Origin of the sequence: Bradyrhizobium lablabi (genome assembly GCF_001440475.1) — a bacterium.
Classification (GTDB): Bacteria; Pseudomonadota; Alphaproteobacteria; order Rhizobiales; family Xanthobacteraceae; genus Bradyrhizobium; species Bradyrhizobium lablabi.
Genome location: NZ_LLYB01000060.1, coordinates 127,044 through 145,983 on the forward strand (window position 1 = coordinate 127,044; position 18,940 = coordinate 145,983).

General features: G+C 62.8%; 21 protein-coding genes. 9 read left to right on the forward strand and 12 right to left on the reverse strand.

From position 1 onward, the window contains the following. Window positions 1-15: 15 nt before the first annotated feature. Window positions 16-1,452 (reverse strand): sensor histidine kinase, encoded by a 1,437-nt coding sequence (locus tag CQ14_RS13465; protein ID WP_245320329.1) that lies wholly within the window; start codon window positions 1,450-1,452, stop codon window positions 16-18. An 85-nt stretch (window positions 1,453-1,537) separates the two neighbouring features. Here CQ14_RS13465 and CQ14_RS13470 point away from each other — a divergent pair, with 85 nt between their 5' ends. Further along, complete coding sequence (locus CQ14_RS13470) at window positions 1,538-1,924, forward strand: hypothetical protein (protein ID WP_057858364.1); 387 nt, start codon at window positions 1,538-1,540, stop codon at window positions 1,922-1,924. Between the two features lie 33 nt (window positions 1,925-1,957). Here CQ14_RS13470 and CQ14_RS13475 read toward each other — a convergent pair whose 3' ends face one another. From CQ14_RS13475 to CQ14_RS13485, 3 genes are all read right to left on the reverse strand, one after another. After that, a complete protein-coding gene (locus tag CQ14_RS13475) occupies window positions 1,958-2,809 on the reverse strand; it encodes a carbohydrate ABC transporter permease (RefSeq protein WP_057858365.1) in 852 nt (283 codons plus the stop codon). Beyond that, complete coding sequence (locus tag CQ14_RS13480; RefSeq protein ID WP_057858366.1) at window positions 2,806-3,678, reverse strand: carbohydrate ABC transporter permease; 873 nt, start codon at window positions 3,676-3,678, stop codon at window positions 2,806-2,808. Before CQ14_RS13480 ends, CQ14_RS13475 begins: the two co-directional genes overlap by 4 nt. A gap of 249 nt (window positions 3,679-3,927) precedes the next feature. Then, window positions 3,928-5,307 carry an ABC transporter substrate-binding protein gene (locus tag CQ14_RS13485; protein ID WP_057858367.1) on the reverse strand — a complete coding sequence of 460 codons (1,380 nt, stop codon included), beginning with the start codon at window positions 5,305-5,307 and terminating at the stop codon, window positions 3,928-3,930. Between the two features lie 415 nt (window positions 5,308-5,722). On the opposite strand from CQ14_RS13485, the gene CQ14_RS13490 reads away from it, so the two are divergent. After that, window positions 5,723-6,913 (forward strand): acyltransferase family protein, encoded by a 1,191-nt coding sequence (locus tag CQ14_RS13490; RefSeq protein WP_156434952.1) that lies wholly within the window; start codon window positions 5,723-5,725, stop codon window positions 6,911-6,913. Window positions 6,914-6,983: 70 nt separating this feature from the next. Here CQ14_RS13490 and CQ14_RS42200 read toward each other — a convergent pair whose 3' ends face one another. Together CQ14_RS42200 and CQ14_RS13495 are read right to left on the reverse strand one after the other, a co-directional pair. After that, on the reverse strand, window positions 6,984-7,145 hold the full coding sequence (locus tag CQ14_RS42200; protein ID WP_082649846.1) for a DUF2934 domain-containing protein: 162 nt from the start codon (window positions 7,143-7,145) through the stop codon (window positions 6,984-6,986). A gap of 79 nt (window positions 7,146-7,224) precedes the next feature. Next, the gene (locus CQ14_RS13495; protein WP_057858369.1) at window positions 7,225-7,404 is read right to left on the reverse strand and encodes a DUF3072 domain-containing protein; all 180 of its coding nucleotides are present in this window, start codon (window positions 7,402-7,404) and stop codon (window positions 7,225-7,227) included. Window positions 7,405-7,501: 97 nt separating this feature from the next. Here CQ14_RS13495 and CQ14_RS13500 point away from each other — a divergent pair, with 97 nt between their 5' ends. Further along, on the forward strand, window positions 7,502-7,786 hold the full coding sequence (locus CQ14_RS13500; RefSeq protein ID WP_057858370.1) for a hypothetical protein: 285 nt from the start codon (window positions 7,502-7,504) through the stop codon (window positions 7,784-7,786). Continuing rightward, window positions 7,776-7,970, forward strand: coding sequence for a hypothetical protein (locus CQ14_RS43545; RefSeq protein ID WP_057858371.1), 195 nt, complete (start codon window positions 7,776-7,778; stop codon window positions 7,968-7,970). The genes CQ14_RS13500 and CQ14_RS43545 overlap by 11 nt, the downstream gene beginning before the upstream one ends. A 259-nt stretch (window positions 7,971-8,229) precedes the next feature. On the opposite strand, the gene CQ14_RS13510 is transcribed toward CQ14_RS43545, so the two are convergent. Beyond that, window positions 8,230-10,152, reverse strand: a complete 1,923-nt coding sequence (locus CQ14_RS13510) for an AsmA family protein (RefSeq protein ID WP_057858372.1) — start codon at window positions 10,150-10,152, stop codon at window positions 8,230-8,232. 278 nt (window positions 10,153-10,430) lie between these two features. Here CQ14_RS13510 and CQ14_RS13515 point away from each other — a divergent pair, with 278 nt between their 5' ends. From CQ14_RS13515 to CQ14_RS13525, 3 genes are read left to right on the forward strand one after another with little or no spacing between them, the layout of a single operon-like run. Beyond that, window positions 10,431-11,138 (forward strand): CoA transferase subunit A, encoded by a 708-nt coding sequence (locus tag CQ14_RS13515; RefSeq protein WP_057858373.1) that lies wholly within the window; start codon window positions 10,431-10,433, stop codon window positions 11,136-11,138. A 21-nt stretch (window positions 11,139-11,159) separates the two neighbouring features. Further along, window positions 11,160-11,810 (forward strand): 3-oxoacid CoA-transferase subunit B, encoded by a 651-nt coding sequence (locus CQ14_RS13520; protein WP_057838558.1) that lies wholly within the window; start codon window positions 11,160-11,162, stop codon window positions 11,808-11,810. A 4-nt stretch (window positions 11,811-11,814) separates the two neighbouring features. Continuing rightward, entirely contained in the window at window positions 11,815-12,474 is a 660-nt protein-coding gene (locus tag CQ14_RS13525; RefSeq protein ID WP_057858374.1) for a GNAT family N-acetyltransferase, read from the forward strand. Window positions 12,475-12,573: 99 nt separating this feature from the next. Here the strand turns inward: CQ14_RS13525 and CQ14_RS13530 are convergent, their stop codons facing one another. The 3 genes from CQ14_RS13530 to CQ14_RS13540 all read right to left on the reverse strand — a co-directional run bounded on the left by CQ14_RS13530 (window position 12,574) and on the right by CQ14_RS13540 (window position 16,569). After that, window positions 12,574-14,220, reverse strand: a complete 1,647-nt coding sequence (locus tag CQ14_RS13530) for an ABC transporter permease (protein ID WP_057858375.1) — start codon at window positions 14,218-14,220, stop codon at window positions 12,574-12,576. A 203-nt stretch (window positions 14,221-14,423) separates the two neighbouring features. After that, entirely contained in the window at window positions 14,424-15,449 is a 1,026-nt protein-coding gene (locus CQ14_RS13535) for a Fe(3+) ABC transporter substrate-binding protein (protein ID WP_057858376.1), read from the reverse strand. A 163-nt stretch (window positions 15,450-15,612) separates the two neighbouring features. Then, the gene (locus CQ14_RS13540) at window positions 15,613-16,569 is read right to left on the reverse strand and encodes a threonine/serine dehydratase (RefSeq protein ID WP_057858377.1); all 957 of its coding nucleotides are present in this window, start codon (window positions 16,567-16,569) and stop codon (window positions 15,613-15,615) included. Window positions 16,570-16,634: 65 nt separating this feature from the next. Between CQ14_RS13540 and CQ14_RS13545 the strand changes: the two genes are divergently transcribed. Together CQ14_RS13545 and CQ14_RS13550 are read left to right on the forward strand one after the other, a co-directional pair. Further along, a complete protein-coding gene (locus tag CQ14_RS13545; RefSeq protein WP_245320330.1) occupies window positions 16,635-16,943 on the forward strand; it encodes an ArsR/SmtB family transcription factor in 309 nt (102 codons plus the stop codon). Window positions 16,944-17,078: 135 nt separating this feature from the next. Beyond that, window positions 17,079-17,564 (forward strand): Crp/Fnr family transcriptional regulator, encoded by a 486-nt coding sequence (locus tag CQ14_RS13550; protein WP_057858527.1) that lies wholly within the window; start codon window positions 17,079-17,081, stop codon window positions 17,562-17,564. On the opposite strand, the gene CQ14_RS13555 is transcribed toward CQ14_RS13550, so the two are convergent. Then, window positions 17,503-18,330: a metallophosphoesterase family protein gene (locus CQ14_RS13555; RefSeq protein ID WP_057858379.1), complete on the reverse strand. Its 828-nt coding sequence runs from the start codon at window positions 18,328-18,330 to the stop codon at window positions 17,503-17,505. The two genes, CQ14_RS13550 and CQ14_RS13555, sit on opposite strands and share 62 nt — an antisense overlap. A 292-nt stretch (window positions 18,331-18,622) precedes the next feature. Next, on the reverse strand, window positions 18,623-18,940 hold a 318-nt coding region (locus CQ14_RS46175; protein WP_488230445.1), incomplete at its 5' end, for a tetratricopeptide repeat protein.

Below are 18,940 nucleotides of genomic sequence, written 5' to 3' on the forward strand. Positions count from 1 at the left end.
TGAACTGGAGTGCTGTCAGTTCGCCAAATTCGCCAGCGGGATTTGCACCTTGATGACCAGGCCGTTCCGCGACCAATCGTAGTCGATGCGGCCGTTATGCGAGGCAATCGTTGAGGCGACGAGATTGCTGCCAAACCCCAACTGGGCTGGCGCCTCGACCGGCTTGCCGATTTCACGCCAGACGATGTCGACGTTTTCGTTTTCGATCCGCCATGCCACGGCGACCTTTCCGTCATCCCGAAGAGCGCCGTATTTGGCGGCGTTGGTTGCGAGTTCGTGGAAGACGAGGGCGATGCTGTTGGTGGAGCGCTCTCCCAGCGACACCATCGGCCCGTTCAGGTCAGGCATGGTGTAGGGCCTGAGGACAGTACGGATGGCTTCTGCCATGTCCACGCCCTTGAGGGCGTTACCGGCATTGAACGAGCGCCGAACCAGCGAATGGGCATCGGAGAGCGCGTTGAGACGGCCGGTCAGGGCTTCGGCGAGTTCTTCCTTGGTCTCCGTATACCGCGCGGTCATCTTGATCATCGCGCCGGTGACGACAAACAGATTCTTGACCCGGTGGCTCATCTCGTTGGCCAGGATCTCCTGGGCTTCGAGCGCCTTCTTCAAGTTGAGATCGGCGTGGATCATCTGCAGCGCGATGCCGGTGAACACGGCCATTTCGGACAGCACGCGCGCATGACCCGAGTGGAACTTGTGTCCCTCCTTGGCGACCACCCAAAGCGTGCCAACCGGGATGGTGCCGTTTCTCAACAACGGCACCAGCAGAACCTCGGGGACGGTGATGTTGGCTTCCGCAATCCAGGAATAAGCGCGCTCGGGCCGCTCCATCAGGATCGGACTGCTCTGGTCGAGACAAACGCCGCACGGGCTGAAGCTCCGGGGCGTGGTCGCGCCCTCGAACACGGATAATTTGCCGACCAGGGAGTTCCAGCGAAACACGTCGCCGTCGAGCACGCTGACGCCTGCCGAGTCCGCGTCGCAGGCTTCCATCGACAGCCTGACGAGGCGCGGCAACACTTCGGCGGGATGATCCGCCATGTTGCTGGCGAGGTCCTGCAACGCCAGCTTTTCGCTGAGGTAATCGGGCGCCGGCGCCGGACGAACCAAGAGCTCGTCGGTCGTGAAAACCTGCGCCACGGCGGCAGGCAGTTCTGTTGGGCGGCCCATGATCTCTTCCCCGCCCGGCACTATAACCCGGAGATCTTCGGCAGCTAGCTCGTTAGTTTGTCGGGGCAGAGTTTCGTCAGGATGGTAGCCGGATCGCGCCGCCAGTTCAGCATTGCTCGACGTCGATCGCATCCGCACAAAAAAAAGCAGGGCGCGACCGGCATCACCACGGTCGCGCCCTACGTCGCCGGTCAATGGGGCAGGGGGAATAACCGGCTGCCGGGATGACTCCGAGGCCCCCGGAGTCGTTCCATGGTGCCGCAAATATTTTTCGTACACGGTTAAGTGATCGAGAAACGCCGGACCTCCGGCGGCTCGCTTCGGGTTGTGTCCGTGATCGCCATGGGGCGAGGGACAAACCGTCATGTCACAGATTTTCCAAGTAATTTTTGCCGCACTCGCCGTCTCCGCCACGTTTGGCGCCGTCCAGCTTGCTTCCGGTCATGATCTCACCGGGCGCCGGGAACTTACCCCGCCCGCGCCTGCGACGGACATCAACCGTGCTGCCAAGGCCGACCGCGCAACGCTCAGGACCGCTCCTGGCGAGAGCGAGACGATTACGATCCGCAGCGTGGGCCTTGAGGATACGTCGGTGGTGGTCCGGGTTCCCGTCGTCAAGGACGAAGCACGAAACCGCCCGCCGCTGCCGGCCAAGCCCAACAAATCGAAGACGGCGATCGCCTGCGAACCGCCGGTCAGCGTGCTGACCGAAGTAGCCAAGCTGCTTCAACCCGGTCGCTGCGTGACCTGATCGCGGCGCAGGACGAACCTCTCCGTCATTGCGTCAAGACTTCACCGCGCCCGCAGTCAGCCCGCCGACCATATATCGCTTGAATGCGTAATAGATCGCGGCTGGCGGCAGCGCGTAGATGAAGCCCGTGGTCATCAGCAATTCCCACGGCGAATCGTCGGCGGCCAGGAAGTTGCCGAGTGCGACCGGGAGCGTGATCTCGGTGTCCTTCGAGAGCAGCAGGAACGCGTAGAGATATTCGTTCCAGGCCAGCAGGATGGCGTAGGTGCCGATTGCGACCAGCGAGGGCATCATCAGCGGCACATAGACCAGGCGGAACAGTTGCAGCGTGGTGGCGCCGTCCATGGTGGCGGCTTCATCCAGCTCGACCGGCAGCTTGTCGGATGCCTGCTTCAATACCCAGATCGCGTAAGGAGAGGCGATCGTCACCATCGCGAGGATCAGCGACCAGTGATTGTTGAGGAGGCCATAATTGCCCATGGTGCGGTACATCGGCACGGCGAGGAACGCCGCCGGGATGAAATAGGTGAACAGCGCCAGATTCATCACCCAGCGGCCACCGGGCACACGCAGCCGCGAGATCGAGAACGCCGCCGCGGTCGCGATGATCAGTGTCAGCGCGCCCGCTGAAAGCGCGATCACCACCGAATTGAAGAACTGGATCCAGAAATCGCGCAGGAAGTAGTGCTCCTGGTAGAACACGATCTTGAAATTGTTCAGCGTCGGATGTGCCGGCCAGAGCTTGCCCGAAAACGCATCCTCCTTCGGCGAGATCGCGAACAGGAACATGTGATAGATCGGCACCATGGTCCAGATCAGCACGGGAATGCCGATCAGCAGCAGCTTCGCTTCGGTGCCGATTTCGCGGAGTGTTGGCAGCTTCATCGCGACAACCGTTTCATCATGAAATAGACCAGCGGCAGCACGAACGGCAGCGCGCAGACGATCGAGGCCATCGCGAGCGATAGCTGGTCGAGCCGGAGATAGCGGATGCCCAAGGTCGCCAGCACATGGGTGAGGTCGGCGGGGCCGCCGCCGGTCAGCAGATAGACGCTGTTGAAGTCGCCGAGCGTCCAGATCATCGAAAGCAGCGTGCAGGTGACGTAGAGCGTCTGCATCGACGGCCAGGTGATGTAGCGGAATTTCTGCGTCCAACTCGCGCCGTCGACTTCGGCGGCCTCATAGAGGTCATGCGAGATTGCGAGCCGCCCGGTCATCAGGATCAGCGTCCAGAACGGCAGCGATTTCCAGATGTGGACGCCGATCGCCATCGCGAGCGCCACGGTCGGATCGTTCAGCCAGTTCGGGCCGTCCTCGCCGGTGAACTTGAAGATCAGCTGGTTGATCACGCCCCATTCCGGGTTGAGCATGAAGCGCACGGAGAGGATGGTCGGAATCGACGGCACCGCCCAGGGCAGGATGAACAGCACCGACAGCCATTTGATCCAGGTACGCTGTTGCGCAAAGAAGCCGGACAGGAACAGCGCGATCGCCATTTTCAGATTGATGCCGACCAAGAGGAAGATCAGCGTATTGACCGCGGCGCGCGCGAAGATCGGGTCGTGCCAGAGCGCGACATAGCTCGCCGGATGTCGCGCCAGCCACAGCCCGTAGCCGACGGGGTAGACCACGAAGGCCAGGAACACGAGAAGATAGGGCGCGAGCAGCACGATGCCCCAGACCTGCGGCGTGGTCAGCCGGGCCGACAGCGGCGGACCTGGAATTGCCTGATCGCCCGAAAGCGTGATTGCCATAGGTTTACTCTTGAAACGAGATGCCGACCGCGGCGAGAGCGGCCGGTGTTGTCTGTGTATCTCTTCCCGCGAAGAGCGGACAGAAGAAAGAAGGCCTGACCTTTTTACCTCTCCCCGCTTGCGGGGAGAGGTCGGAGTGCGAAGCGCTCCGGGTGAGGGGGTACAGGACTCACCGCGAGCGGTACTCGCGGAGCGAGCCCCTCACCCCGATCCTCTCCTCGCGAAGAGCGGGGCGAGGGAGAGTCACGTCTAACCAGCGACCTGCTTGATGCGGGCGATCAGTTCGTCGACGGCCTTGTCAACCGGCACCTTCTCGCTCACCACGCGGTTCATCGCCTTGGCCCAGACGTTCTCGTTGTTGAGGATCGTGAACTTCCAGTTCTTGGTGAAGTCGAACGGCGTGGTGCCGCCGGTGAACTGGTTGTACACCGCCTTGCGATGCCGGTCAGCCTGCCAGAACGGGCTCTGCTGACTGGCGGTCGTCACCGGGAACCAGCGGCCGAGCGCGCCTTCGATATAGGGCCGCACGTTCTCTTCCTGCAGCAGGAACTTGATGAACTCCTTGCCCTCGGCCTTGTTCTTGGCGACCGTGAACATCAGCCCCGTCTTGACGTCGGAGCGGTACTTGATCGGCGTACCATCCGGCTTATTGGGGAACGAGGCGGTGATGATGGTTTCATCATAGTTCTTCTTGCCGAGCGCGCGCTGTTCCGGCGTCAGCGCCGGGTTGTTGGCGTCGTCGAGCCACTTCGCCGCGATCGAGATCGTGAAGTTGTGCGTCATCACGATCGTCTTGTTGTGGAAGGCGACGTTGTTGTCCGGATCCTTCCAGGTGGTGGAGGAGGGCGGCGTGCAGCCGCGGACGTAGGTATCGGTATAATCCTTCATCGCCTTGATCAGGTTTTCCCGTACCTTGGGATCGTCGACCAGGAGCTTGCCGTCGTCGTCGACCAGCTTGACGTTGTAGGCGTCCATGAAGGTGTAGAACGACTGGAAGGCGTCGGTGGATTCCACGCCCATCGGCTGGCCGACGGCGTAGACGCGTTGACCGGTGGCCTTGCGGATCGCCGGCTGCACCTTGTCGCACCAGAACGACCAGTAATCTTCCCACTTGGTCGGAATGTCGCTCTGCTTGAAGCCCGCCTGCTCCAGCATGTCCTGCCAGATCTGCACGTGCATGCTCTGCTGCTTCAGCGGAAAGCCGTAATAGGCCTTCTTCTTGGCGACGTCGTTATAGAGCAGCGCGGTCTCCAGCGTGTTTGGCGCGAACGCCGACTTCATCGGCGTCAGGATGTCGCCGAGATCCTCGAGCTTGCCCTCGAACGCCCATTTGCCCTGCGCCTGCACGTCATAGCTGTCGGAATAGGCGACATCGGGCACGGTGCCGGAATCCAGCGCCGCCACCGTCTTCGGAATCATGTCCTGAATGGCGTATTGCGACAGTTCGACCTTGATGCCGGTCTTGGCCTCGAACTTCTTGATCGCCTCGAGGAGCGCGTCGTCCTCGGATTTGTAAAAGCCCTTGCCGAACCAGACCGTGATGGTCTTCTGCTGGGCGAGCGCGGGTGCAGTGGCGTAAAACAGCCCGACCGCAGCGACCGCGAGTGAAACTGATCTCCTGGATATCACGTTGTTCTCCCTGAAAACCCGGCTTGTTAACCGGTTGGATAATGATAGCGCAACCAAGCGGCGCGATCCAGATGGGCTGGTGCCAACTTCTGTAGGGGGATGTTCGCGGCGCAAATGCGGCAAGGCGCCAGCGCACGTCCAGGCGTTGGTTCAACCATTTTGGCCTCATGGTTCAATCATTTTGGGCCAGCCATCATCCTGCGTCCGTGGATACCGCGAGCCGAGGAAGAATGGCTGGATGCATGGCATGAATGCGCGAGCCCGCAACGCGGAGCGCCGGAGCCCTTCACAATGCTGTCCTTAACGGACGTGGTGGAACGCCGGACCCTCGCTACCGGTTGGTGAGCGTTGAAGGTCCCGAACGCCTTCCGCCGCTCGAACCTCTGTCGGCCGCCAATTGCCGGGCCGCGTATCCGTGACCAGTCATTTGCTGGTTATCGGCCCGCCACGTTGCTGGTGGAGAAAGAGAAATATTCAGAATCTGCGCCAGAATCGCATTAAGGTTGAGCTCTTGGGGATATTCAATCTTCGTCTGGGGTTGGTGATGCAGTTCTCAACGGCTGATCAGCAAAGGCTGCCGGGGGTACAGGTTGCGCGGGCCATTGCGGCATTGAGCGTCGCCTATTTTCATTCCTACATCGCGCTACGGGCGCTCCCCGAGGCCGCCCAGATACCGATCCCGCCGTTGAAGCAGTGGGGCTATTTGGGCGTAAATCTGTTCTTCGCAATCAGCGGCTATGTGATTTGCCTGGTCGCAGCCAAGCCCTCGTTCTCAACATTACCCTTCGCCATCAAGCGTGTATTCCGGCTGTACCCGATATACTGGGTCGCGATGGCCTGCATCGTGGGTCTGATCGCCATCGGAAAATATCGTCAGGAACCGATCGGGCATTTTCTCTATTCGATGACGCTGCTGCCGCAGCAGGGCGCACCGGCTTATGATCTGAGCTGGACGCTCGAACGCGAGATGGTGTTTTACGCGACGGCCGCGCTTGTTGTTCCGATAGCCGGCATACGCGGTCTTGCGCTCGTCATGGCGTCGCTCGCTACAGCCGGCTGGTATTTCAAAAATCCGTGGAGCTACCATCTGATATCGACGACGCAGGCCGACTTTCTGGCCGGCATCGTGGTATTTCTCCTTGGCACGCACGCCAGATTTCTCGGGGCAATCATTCCCCTCGTCTCGGGGGTAGCGTTGCTGGTCTTCACGCATGCCAGCCCGAACGTGGTCCACATTCCCCTGTCGATGGGGATCATCCTGCTGGGGATGGTCCATCTGCAACTGCCGTGGGATCGTTGGCCGTTACGCTGGATGGTTGCGATGGGCGACGCCTCCTATTCGATCTATCTGCTGCATTACATCGTCTTCATCGGCTCGGTGTATCTTTGTGTCGCGGTGGCGCCACCCAACTGGATGTGCGAGCCGTGGCGCTTCGCGACACTGGCTGCCAGCGCGATCATCTCCATCCTGACCTGGCGGATCATCGAACGCCCCATGATCGGGGTCGGCAACAGGCTTGCCGCTGTTGCGGCACGGTGGCAATCGGCCAGCAGCCCGATGTCCCCTCGCGAACAATCAGCGGCAGTCCGCTTGCCTAATCAATGATCGCCATTCCGTCGCCGGCGGATATCGCTTTGCTGATCCGGGGGGCAATGGGCAAGCTGCTCGCGCCTGCCTACAGCGTATCGGGCGTGCGGACGGGCGACGATTTGTCGTCGTTGCGCAGCTCCTGCTCGGCTAGGCGCCAGAATTCGTCCTCTTTGCCTTCGGGCCTGCCGTTGCGCTCCCAGATCTGATAGGCGCGGTTCTGGATTTCCTTTTCGGTCGGCTCGCTCATCCAGGTCCTCCTATGCCGGGCTTCCCTTCGGGAATAAGCACGCAGCGCGGAGCATGGTTCCTGGATGGCAGCCGCTCGCTCAGAACGAGTTCGCGAGTTCGATCTCTGCCTTCAGCGCCGCAATCCGCCGTTCGGCTTCCCTCGCCGTCAGGTTCTTCTCGAACAGCTTTGGCTGATACGCCTCGGCGCTCAGCGTACGCAGCGTCGCCAATTGGCGCGGCGTCATCGGCGCGTCGAGCTGGTCCGGGAGGCGGGGCATCGGGAGAACTCCAAGATTCTTTGATCCGGGGCTGATTCTTAACTTGAAATTTGTTCTTTATTTGTTCTTATGGAGCTCAACCGCAGCGAGGTGGCCTATGGACAACAAGTTGAACGAAATTCGTAGAAAAATCAGGCTCTTGCGGACGGAGATGCTGACCGCCGGGGATAATATCCGCAGGCAGGTCAACCGGGATGAAGACTGCTCGGAAGCGGCCACGCGCCTGATGGCGATGCGGGCGGCCATGGTCGGTCTCATCGGCAAACGGAACAGGCTCGGCGGCGAGGAGCGCCTGCTCAATGTCGACGAGCGGCTGAAGCTGGATGTCCGCGCCGTCAGCAGGAGGCCTTCGAACGGGGCGGTCGACCGCCGTGAGCGATGATCCGATACAAGCTCTGCGCCGGCGGATTGCCGAGCTGGACCAGCTCGCGCGTCAGCTCGATCAATCCGGCCTCGACAACGCGCGGGCGCAGCTTCTGCTCTCGCGCTTGCGAGAGGAGCTGAAAGACCTCACAGAGGCCGGCGATGTCAGCACAGCTCAGATGGTACGATCACAACGCGGATAATCCGCCGTGGCTGAAAGCTCTGGCGGAGGTCCGGATCAGGGCGACGCGTGAAGGGTGGTGCCACGCCCACGTCCAGGCGTCGTCGCGATCGATCAATATGCCGAGGCGGCGCTGGGCAATCGGGATTATTTCCTGAACAAGCCGCATAGTATCGGCCGCAGCAATAATAATATCCCTGAAGTGGCCCGCATGAGTGCAGCAACATGCAGGACGGCAAGATCCCGGATCTCGCTTCGCTCATCCGGGCTAACGCTTGCTGCTAGTTCTGCTTCGCGCTCTCCGCGGCCTCAGGCGCGGGCTGTCGCGGTCCGCCCGTAAACCTCTCGATCACCGAGCGCACCGCATCGCGCGTCTTGCGATCCTTCACCGCGTCGAGCAAGGGCGCAGCGCCCGGCGAGCGGCGGATCAGGCTTTCCGGATCGGGAAACACCAGCGGATCGTCCCACGGGCCCTGCACCACGAAGGGCAGTTCAAAACCCTTGTCGCCGCCGGCGGCCGCCGGCGTCAGGCTGGCGACGCCCTTGAGGTCGTATTCGCGTGACGGCACCGAGGCCGTGCCGGTCAGCGACAGGCGTGTCGTCGGGCCGTCGACACGGATGTCCTCGACGGTGGCGACGCCGTCGTTGAAGCGCACGGAAACGTTGAGATTGTCGTAGGGCGTCGTGCCCGAACGGAAATTGCCGCCGCCGGCCAGCGGCCGCCGTTCCAGCCGCTTGAGCAGTTGCTCGACATTAAAACCCGCGATCGCGCCGTCATGGCCGGTCAAGGTCGCGGTGCCGTCAAGCGAGGAGGCGAGGCCGAACGGGCTCGAGCCGGATGCCATCAGCGAGAGGCCGAGATTGCCGCGGCCGGACAGCTTGGTGATGCCGAACAATTCGTTGGCGCAGGTCTGCAGGTCGACATCGGTAAACTGGAGTTGCGCCTTGACGTCGGCGACGGCATCGGAGCGCGCGATCCCGAGCGAGCCCTTGGCGATGCCGCCATACATCTGCGCTTCGCCGATCGAGAGCGCCAGCGCGCCGCCGCGCAGATTGGCGCCGAACGCGGTGCGGCCGAGCTTGGTGGGGCCGACCGTCACCCGCGCTGCCGACAGGCGCATGTCCAGGTCGGTGGCGGAGAGCGAGGAGAGATCGAACAATTGCCGGTTCCAGTCGCGCGCGCCGCTCGCGAGCAGGCGGACGGTCGAGATGTAAGGCGTGAAATCCAGGTTTCCTGCCGCCAGCGTCGCCTGCAGCGTCTGGCGACCATTATTGGCGACCGTCATCACGCCCTCGGCGGCGTTGCCGTCGAGTTCGACATTCACATTGGTCAAGGCGATCGAGGCGCCGACAACATTGGCGCGGGCCTTCAGCGTGAAACGGCCGAACCCGCCGCTGCCGGGCACCGCCTGTCCCATCCAGCGCAGCGCATTGCGCAGCGACAGGCTGTCGACCGAAACCGTGCCTTCCATCATCAGGCTGGTGCGGTTGGCGACAAAGCCGTCGAAGGCGAGCTTGAGCGGCGCGCTGACGAGCCGCGCCTTCAGGCCGGAGCGGTCGCCCGACAGCATCGCGACGAAGTCGCTGGCCGAGATCGAGCCGTCGACGCGTTCGCCGCGCCAGTCGAATTGTCCGGTCGCCGCGAACGAGCGCGAGATCGATGGCCAGGCCAGCGACAGATCGATGTCGCCGAGCTGTTCCTTGACGTTGTTGGTGGCGTCCTCGTATTTCAGCACGCCGTCCTGAATCCTGATTTCGGAGAACGACACCTGGTTCTCCGCGCCGGGCTTCATCGTGCGCGCGATCCGTTCGACGAACGGTGTCCAGTTGCTCTCGCCGCCGGCTTCTCTGACGACGCGGATATGCGGCCGCAACATCATGACATCGGCGATTTCGAACCGGCGCAGCAGCAAGGGCAGCAGGCGCAGGTTCGCCGTCAGCACGTCGACCTGCAGCGCGGGGTCGGTGGTGCCGCCGCCCTTCAGTCCGACATTGTGAAACGAGACGTAGCTTCCCGGAAACACGGACACGTCGATCGCGCCTGACACGACGAGATCGAGCCCGGTAACTGCGCGGATCTGCGCCTCGACCGCCTGGCGCAGCGCGTCCCGGTTGAGGAACCAGGACGTGCTGATCAGGCCGATAACAGCCGCGGCAAACAGCGCCGCGACCGGCATCCCGAGGCGCTTCATTCCTTGGGCCATCGTCAATGACATATCCGGATCTGATTAAACCGAAGTCGGGTTACTGTCTCTAGGGTCTTACTGATTAAGGGGCGCTGATCAGGGCCAGGCGCCGCATCGGTCAGCCCGTGCCAACCCACGCAACTTGAAGGGTTTTCTTGACGCTTTCAAGGCCGAGATGGCGCCGGGCGGGCGGTTCGGCGGCATAATCCCCGCATCATTGACGCACCGCGAAGAATTCGCCTAATAATCCGGATAATGCCGGCTTTCGGCCGTTCCCTCCATCAGGTCAGATTTCCATGAACAAGGTTTATCCCGACGCCAAATCGGCACTCGATGGCGTTCTCAAGGACGGCATGATGATCATGTCCGGCGGTTTCGGTCTGTGCGGTATCGCCGAGACCCTGTCGGACGCGATCCGCGATTCCGGCGTCAAGGGTTTGACGGTCGTTTCCAACAATGCGGGCGTCGACGGCATCGGCCTCAGCCGGCTTCTGGAAACGCGGCAGATCAAAAAGATGATCTCGTCCTATGTCGGCGAGAACAAGCTGTTCGCCCAGCAATACCTCGCCGGCGAACTTGAACTCGAATTCAATCCGCAGGGCACGCTGGCCGAGCGCATCCGCGCCGGCGGCGCCGGCATCCCGGCCTTCTACACCAAGACCGGCGTCGGCACGCTGATCGCGGAAGGCAAGGAAGTGAAGGAATTCGACGGCGAGAAATACATCATGGAGCGCGGCCTGTTCGCCGATCTCGCCATCGTCCATGCCTGGAAGGGCGACACCGCCGGTAACCTGATCTATCGCAAGACCGCGCGTAACTTTAACCCGATGATGGCGACCGCAGCGAAGGTCACGGTGGCCGAGGTCGAGCAACTGGTTCCGGCCGGTGAGCTCAATCCCGACCACATCCACACGCCCGGCATTTTCGTCAAACGCATCATCGAAGTCGGCACCGGCAAGAAGCGGATCGAATTCCGCAACACCCGCCCGCGGCCTGCGGCATAAGCGCGACACAGGAGAACTGACATGGCCTGGACCCGTGAACAGATGGCCGCTCGTGCCGCGAAGGAACTGCGCGACGGTTATTACGTCAATCTCGGCATCGGCATTCCGACGCTGGTTTCGAACTACATCCCCGATGGTATCGACGTGAACCTGCAGAGCGAGAACGGCATGCTCGGCATGGGCCCGTTCCCTTATGAGGGCGAGGAAGACGCCGACCTCATCAACGCCGGCAAGCAGACAGTGAGCGAACTGCCGTCGACCAGCTATTTCTCCTCCGCCGATTCCTTCGGCATGGTGCGCGGCGGGCATATCGATCTGTCGATCCTCGGCGCGATGCAGGTGGCGCAGAACGGCGATCTCGCCAACTGGATGATCCCCGGCAAGATGGTGAAGGGCATGGGCGGCGCGATGGACCTCGTCGCCGGCGTCAAGCGCGTCGTCGTTGTGATGGAGCACTCCGCCAAGGATGGCCCGAAGCTTCTGAAGACCTGCAACCTGCCGCTGACCGGCGAGCGCGTGGTCGACATGGTGGTGACGGATCTCGCCGTCTTCACCATCGACAAGCACGGCAAGGACGGCATGGCGCTGATCGAACTCGCTGACGGCGTCACGCTCGACGAGGTCAAGGCCAAGACCGAAGCCGAGTTCCGCGTCGCGCTGAAGAACGCCTGACGCGATGGCGGCGGGGCGGTCGCAGCCTGCGATCCGTCCCGCGCGCAACGACGACGCCGGCTTCATTGCCCGTAATATCCTGGCCTCGCAGCGCGGCCCGCTGCCGCGCGGCTGGTTCGACATCACGCTCGGCTGGAGTGAGCCGGAATGCCTGGCGTTCGTCGAACGGATTGCCACAGCAAAACAGCCGTCATGGTGGCACGTCTCGCAATTCATCATCGCCGAGGTCGAGGGAACGCCGGCGGCGTCGCTGTGCGCGTTGCCTGCCTCCGGCACCGGCCCTGCCGCGAAAGCGGCGATTGAAATGGCGGCGGCCGGGAGCGGGCTGACTGCATCCGATGTGGCCGCGATCTTCCAGCGCAGCGGCTATGCCAGGAATTGCTGGGTGCAGGGTGGCGAGGGCGACTGGCTGATCGAGCATGTCGCCACGCTGCCCCAGTATCGCGGACTCGGGCTGGTGCAGGCGCTCATCGAACATGCACTCGCCGCCGGAAGGGCCGCGGGTTTCGCGCGGGCATCGATCTCCTTTCTGATCGGCAACGAGGCGGCGGAGCGATGTTATGCGAAAGCGGGCTTTGCATTCGCCGAAGAGAAGCGCGATCCGGCGTTCGAAAAGCTCACCGGTTCGCCGGGCTTTCGCCGTTTTGTGCGAGCGACTGCGTAAGGTGGGCAAAGGCGCGTAGCGCCGTGCCCACCATCTGTCCTCAATCTCGGGGCGCAATGGTGGGCAGGCTTGCGCTTCGCCCACCCTACGGCATCGGCGTCACGCCGGCCCGGCCGGCACATCCGAAAAACGCGTCAGCCACGCCACCGGGCCGATGCTGGCGGCGACGATCAGCAGCGCGGCGAGCGCGCCTTCCTCAAAGCTTCCGCGGCTGGCGTATTGGTAGATCGAGGTCGCCAGCGTGTCGACGTTGAGCGGCCGCAACAGCAGCGTCGCTGGCAATTCCTTCAGGCAATCGACGAACACCACGATAACAGCGCCAAGCATGGCGGGGCGCAGCAGCGGCAGGTGGATCAGCCGCATCGTCGTGGTCTGGCCGGCGCCGACCGCGCGTGCGCTGTCGTCATAGTCGCGCGGGATCCGCTCGAACCCTGCCTTGATGAATCCGGTCGGCACCGCCAGAAACCGGATCACATAGGCGATCACCACGGCAGCGCCCGAGCCGACAATGATCAGTCCCGGCAGCGATCGTCCGAGCCAGCCGGCTAACGCGTTGATCGCGTTGTCGATGGCGAGCACCGGCGCGAGTAGGCCGAGCGCCAGCACCAGCCCCGGCAGCGTGTAGCCCAGTTGCGCGATGTTCATCGCGACGAAGCGCAGCGTCGTCGACCGCCAGCGCCAGGCCAGAATCGTGGCAAAGCCGAGCAGCAGCGCCGTTGTCGTGGCAAGGCTTGCGAACGCGATCGAGTTGAAGGCGTCGCGCCACAACGCCATGTCGAAATTCGCAAACAGCCCGCGCTTGAAACTCTGATGCGCGAGGTACAAGAGCGGCACCAGAAATCCGAGGCAAAGTGGCAGCAGGCAGGCCGCCAATGCGCAGGCGCCCTTGATACCGGTGAGCTTCGTCCGCTGCGTCAGCCGCGGGCTTTCGGCGGAAAATTCCGTCGTGACATTGCGCCGGCCGTAACGCTCGATCGCGATAAGCCCGGCCACGATCGCCAGCATGAAGCAGGACAATTGCGCGGCGCCGGCCAGGCTGCCGCGGTTGAGCCAGGTCGTGAACACCGACACGGTGAGTGTGCGGACGCCGAGATATTCGCTGGCGCCGATGTCGTTCAGCGTTTCCAGCGACACCAGGGCCGTGCCGACCGCCAGCGCGGGGCGGGCCATCGGCAGCGAGATACGCCAGAAGGTGGTCCAGCGGCCGGCGCCCAGCGTCTTTGCGGCTTCCGCGAACTCCGCGCTCTGGAATTGAAACATCGTGCGCGCCGACAGATAGACGTAGGGGTAGAGCACCAGCGCGATCACGATGATGGCGCCGGGCAGCGAGCGCAGATTGGGCAGCATGCGCACCGCGTCCGGCAGCGGCAGCCAGAACGAAAGCGTCTTGTGGATCAGGCCCAGCGGCTCGAACAGGTCGACATAGACGTAAGCGGCGAGATAGGTCGGGATCGCCAGCGGCAGCGGCAGCAGCCACAGCAGCATCTGCCGGCCGCGGAATTCATGCAGCGATACCGTCCACGCCGTGCCGGTGCCGATCGCCAGCGACAAGGCGGCGACGCCGCCGAGCAGCAGCGTGGTGTCGAGGAGGGTGGCCGGCAGCACGTAGTCGATCAGGTGCCGCCAGATATCCGGTGCCGGCTGCAGCGCGAGGACAATGATGGAAATGACGGGAGCCGCGACAAGGATAGCGGTCGCGACCGCAATCGCTGCCGCGACGCGGCCCGAGCGCGTGGCGGGATTCACGTCGACACACGAAGCGAGTTAAAGCCTCTCGGCTTGTTCAGGCGGGCTCCCTCCCTCGTGACGGAGGGTGGGGAAGAGGGGTAGCCAAGAAGGGCGCCGCCGTTGCGGCTTGCCCCTCTCTCCAACCCTCCCCCGCAAGGGGGGAGGGAACACAGTTGTGTGCAGGGCGCGATCACGGGTCTAATGCTTCGCCCACACTGCGATCAATTATCGAAGCCGACCTTGTCGACCAGCGTTGAGGCCGCCTTGCGGTTGGCGACGATCTTGGCGATCGGCATCGGATCGGCGGTGAGCTTGCCATAGCCCGCGATCGTCGGGTTGACGGCGACGCCGGCGCGGATCGGGTATTCGTAGTTGGAATCGGCGTAGATCTGCTGCGCCTTCTCACCCGCAAGCCACTCGATCAGCTTGACGCCGTTGGCCTTGTTCGGCGCGTGCTTGGCCAGCAGCACGCCGGAGAGATTGACGTGGGTGCCGCCGCCCTCGAACGTCGGCAGGATCACCTTGGTGGCTTCCGCCCACGGCTTCTTCTCGGGATCGTTGTTCATCATCAGCGCCCAGTAATAGGTATTGCCGATGCCGATGTCGCATTTGCCGGCCGCGACGTCGCGCGCCGCTTCGCGGTCGCCGCCCGACGGCTTCTGCGCCAGATTGGCCTTCACGCCCTTGAGCCATTCCTCGGCCTTGGCCTCGCCGTGCTTGGCCACATAGGCCGCGAACAGGCCGTTGTTGTAGATGTGCTGGCCGGAACGGATGCAGATCTTGCCCTTCCACTTCGGGTCGGCGAGCTCTTCATAGGTGATTTTGTCCTGCTTGACGCGGTCCTTCGAGGCGTAGATCACGCGCGCGCGCATGGAGATGCCGGCCCACTGGCCGTCCGGATCGCGATATTGCGCCGGCACGATCTCGTCGAGCACCACCGACTTGATCGGTTGGGTAACGCCGGCCTGCACGGCGTCGTCGAGGCGGCCGAGATCGACCGTGAGCAGCACGTCGGCGGGGCTGTTGGCGCCCTCGGCCTTCATCCGCTGCTCGAGACCCGAGCTTGCCGAGACCACGTTGACCTTGATGCCGGTGTCCTTGGTGAAGGCGTCGAACAACGGCTGGATCAGCTTGGTTTCGCGATAGGTGTAGACATTGACCTCGCCGTCGGCGGACGCCGTCGAGGCTCCGAACGCGGTGAAATAGAGCAACGCCGCGGTTGCGGCGGTAGCGCGAAAATTCATCATGAGAGCTGCCCGACAAAGCTGGTGGAGATGCCGGTTTCAGTAGCGCAGCAGCCACGACGGCGTCAGCGACTGTATGTCGCGAACGGCTTCATTTAGAGCGATTCCAGATCGTAATTTAGAGTGATTCCAAATGGGGCGCGGCTCTCACGCGACCTGCCGGTAATCAACGGAGACGGTCGAAATCAACGGCAGCTATGTTGCCACCGCTGACGACGACAGCAACCCGTTCGCCCGAGGCGGGCTTGTAGGCGCCGGACAGGATCGCGGAGAATGCGGCTGCTCCGCCAGGCTCGGCCACAATGCGCAAGGCGCGCCAAAGCGTCGCCTGTGCGTCGGCAATCGCGGCGTCGGAGACCAGCACCGTTCGTGGCGCGTATTTCCGGACAATCGGAAAGACCCTTTCACCGACGCGCCGTGGCGCCAGCGAATCCGCCGCCAGACCGCCGGCCTCCGCATCGATCGGATGGCCGGCTTCAAAGGCTTTGGTCAGCGTGGGCGATGCCAGTGGTTCGACGCCAATCACCTTGATGCGGCCGGCGTACCAGGCGGCGATGCCAGCGACCAGTCCGCCGCCGCCGACCGACACCAGCACTGTATCGATCTCCGGTGCTTGATCTGCGAGTTCAAGGCCGACCGTTCCCTGTCCCATGATGGTTTCGTTCTGATCGAAGGCCGGCACCGGCAATGCGCCGGTTTGTTGGGCCCATGCCTCGCTTGCTGCGAGCGCATCCGAATAGCGGTCGCCCTCGATCGCAAGATCGGCGCCGTAGTCGCGGATGCGCTGCACCTTGGCCGGTGACGAGATGCTGGGAACGAAGATCTTGGCCGGCTTGCCGAGTTTCATCGCCGCATAGGCGACGGCCGCGCCATGGTTGCCTCCCGATGCCGCGACGACGCCGGCCGGCGGCACCTCGCGTGTCAGCAAATTGGCGAAAGCGCCGCGCGCCTTGAACGAGCCGGAATGCTGCAGAAGCTCGAGCTTGAGCGTCAGCATATGGCCGGGCAGGCCGAACTCGGCGCCGTTGACCTCGACGATCGGCGTCCGGCGGATGAAGGGCCGGATCAGCCGGTCGCATTGGGCGATCGTCTCGGAGGTGACGGCATCGACCGGCGCTTTCATTGCAACGTACTCCCACGGATCATTGACAGGAATTAGTCATTTAGCTAATTAGCAATATGACTTCTTTGGAAGGCAACGTCGAGTCTGCTTTTCGCGCGCTCGCCAGCGATCGCCGGCTGTTGATACTGGAGTGGCTGAAACGCCCCCGGGCGCATTTTCGCGAGCAGGTCGACGGTGATCTCGTCAAGGACGGGGTCTGCGGGGTATTGATCGCCGAGAAGCTCGGCGTCAGCCAGCCCACGGTAAGCGAGCACCTGAAAATACTGTCGCAGGCGGGGCTGCTGAGCGCCAAGCGCGTCAAGCAGTGGACGTTTTACAAGCGCGATGAAGCACGCATCGCCAAGCTGAAGGCCGCCATGCTCGAAAGGATCTGATGTTCGGCCATCGCCGCGCCCTGATGCGGGAATGCCGGATTTTCCTATGCTGACATTTTGAGCAGCGAAGCGCGGTTATCCGTTCGACCTTGGCATCATCCATGCCTAGTCTTGGCCGAAACGGGGATGATGCAAATGCGCGCAGTGCTGGACTACTGTACCGGAGGAACGAAGCGCGCCGTGCCGGCGGGCACGCTCGTGCTCCAGGAGGGCAGCAGGACCGGGCACCTGTACGTGCTGCTGGAAGGACGGCTGGAGGTCATCAAGGGCGATAGCGTCGTCGCGGTCCTGACCGAGCCGGGGGCGCTGCTGGGCGAAATGTCGGTCCTGCTCGAGCAGCCGCATACCGCCACCGTGCGCGCCGCCGCCGATTCCGTCGTCTACGAATTCGATGACGCCGCAGCCTTCCTGCGCGACCAGCCCGCGATGGCGCTATTGATCGCGCGCCTGCTGGCGCAGCGCCTCAACGTCGCCAACACCTATCTGGCCGACCTGATGCACCAGTATGCCGGCCAGGGCAATCATCTCTCGATGGTCGGCGAACTCCTGCAGAGCATGATCAACCTGCCACCGACGCAGGTCTCGCCAGGCTCGGATCGGCAATCCGACCCAAGGATTTGAGCCACGCTGGAACGATCGTGACCGGCGCGGCCGGCCGCTGCAGCGGCGCCGTGAGATCGATGCAGTGCGCCTCGCCCGCCGGCAGCCAGAACGCCGTGCCCGCATCGAGATCGAGCACGATATAGACCGGCGGACGACCCGGCTGCAGCCCCGCGTTGAACACCCAGGTCGAGCCGAGCCGGTCGAACCACGAACCATCCGAAATGAACGGCGACTGATGCACGTGGCCCGAGATCACCATCGACGGCTGGTGTTGCGCGATCCATTGCACCAGTTCGACATCGCCGAAGAACCGCTTGCCGCCCCAGCTCGTCGGCGAGTTCGCCGGCGGCGCGTGATGCACCCAGATCCAGCGTGGCGCCCGCTCGGCCGCGGCGTCGCGCAGCTGGGTTTCGATACGGCTCTTGACCAGCGGCCCGTCCCACCACGGACACACCGTAAACAGCGTGTCACCGATGGTCAGGCTATCGCCGTCGCAGGCGATGCCGAGCTCGCTGATATCGCCGACCCAGCGCGCGATCTTCTCGCCTTCCGCGCTGCGGTCGTCGAGATCGTGATTGCCCGAGCAGAGGATGACGCGCGTCGTTTGCGACAGCAGCGACAGGTATTTTTTCACCACCAGAATCTGTGCGCGGAAATCGACGAACGATCCGATGTCGAGCGCATCGCCGGCGAAAATGACGACGTCGAATTGCGGAGCTGCCGCCAGCAGCCAGTCGAACTGCGGCAATGAATAATGCAAATCGGCAACGACAAGGCATCGCATAATGATTCAAATCCAAAAATGCCCGGGAAAGAGGCGATCCGCAGGCGGATGCATTCAGGCATAGTGGATTCGAGCAAGAATTGTGCCGGTCGCGACCTCAAATGGGGATTCATCGCCCCCTGGAAGGATCAGGGCGCATACCCATAAATCGAGCTTGATGGCTACTCGATGTCCGACATTCGCGGATAGCGGACCAAATTCTGCATCACAGCGAACGACGCTAAGTGCCAACAACGGAACTCGCGCTTGTTCGATCATCTCGTCCCAACGGGCGAGCATCTTTCTGCGATGGTCATTCGGGCAGCCCGGCTTGCCGCAATCCTTCTTCGTATCGCGAGAGGTCTTCGGCACGCCGAATAGGGGGGAGCACGTCTTTGAGAGTGGAAATACGTAGCGCGGGATTGAGTTGCCGCAGCCGAGCCATGGCATTGTGTGCTTGCTCCGGCCGTCCGGCCATTGCATTGCTAACGGCGGCGATGCGTAAACCAGGTTGATAGTCCGGACTGTCCTGCAATGCCATTGCCGCCCATGACACAGCTTCGTCATAGCGGCCCAGGAAGAAATGTGCATACGCGGTCCCGCCTCGCATTCTTGTTACCCACGGATCGAG

What these genes read in the sequence shown, in the direction of transcription:
- CQ14_RS13470 (WP_057858364.1), top strand. Translation starts at nt 1,538, where the DNA reads ATGTCACAGATTTTCCAAGTAATTTTTGCCGCACTCGCCGTCTCCGCC.
- CQ14_RS13475 (WP_057858365.1), bottom strand. Translation starts at nt 2,809, where the DNA reads ATGAAGCTGCCAACACTCCGCGAAATCGGCACCGAAGCGAAGCTGCTG.
- CQ14_RS13480 (WP_057858366.1), bottom strand. Translation starts at nt 3,678, where the DNA reads ATGGCAATCACGCTTTCGGGCGATCAGGCAATTCCAGGTCCGCCGCTG.
- CQ14_RS42200 (WP_082649846.1), bottom strand. Translation starts at nt 7,145, where the DNA reads ATGAGCGAGCCGACCGAAAAGGAAATCCAGAACCGCGCCTATCAGATC.
- CQ14_RS13495 (WP_057858369.1), bottom strand. Translation starts at nt 7,404, where the DNA reads ATGCCCCGCCTCCCGGACCAGCTCGACGCGCCGATGACGCCGCGCCAA.
- CQ14_RS13500 (WP_057858370.1), top strand. Translation starts at nt 7,502, where the DNA reads ATGGACAACAAGTTGAACGAAATTCGTAGAAAAATCAGGCTCTTGCGG.
- CQ14_RS13510 (WP_057858372.1), bottom strand. Translation starts at nt 10,152, where the DNA reads ATGGCCCAAGGAATGAAGCGCCTCGGGATGCCGGTCGCGGCGCTGTTT.
- CQ14_RS13515 (WP_057858373.1), top strand. Translation starts at nt 10,431, where the DNA reads ATGAACAAGGTTTATCCCGACGCCAAATCGGCACTCGATGGCGTTCTC.
- CQ14_RS13520 (WP_057838558.1), top strand. Translation starts at nt 11,160, where the DNA reads ATGGCCTGGACCCGTGAACAGATGGCCGCTCGTGCCGCGAAGGAACTG.
- CQ14_RS13525 (WP_057858374.1), top strand. Translation starts at nt 11,815, where the DNA reads ATGGCGGCGGGGCGGTCGCAGCCTGCGATCCGTCCCGCGCGCAACGAC.
- CQ14_RS13535 (WP_057858376.1), bottom strand. Translation starts at nt 15,449, where the DNA reads ATGATGAATTTTCGCGCTACCGCCGCAACCGCGGCGTTGCTCTATTTC.
- CQ14_RS13540 (WP_057858377.1), bottom strand. Translation starts at nt 16,569, where the DNA reads ATGAAAGCGCCGGTCGATGCCGTCACCTCCGAGACGATCGCCCAATGC.
- CQ14_RS13550 (WP_057858527.1), top strand. Translation starts at nt 17,079, where the DNA reads ATGCGCGCAGTGCTGGACTACTGTACCGGAGGAACGAAGCGCGCCGTG.
- CQ14_RS13555 (WP_057858379.1), bottom strand. Translation starts at nt 18,330, where the DNA reads ATGCGATGCCTTGTCGTTGCCGATTTGCATTATTCATTGCCGCAGTTC.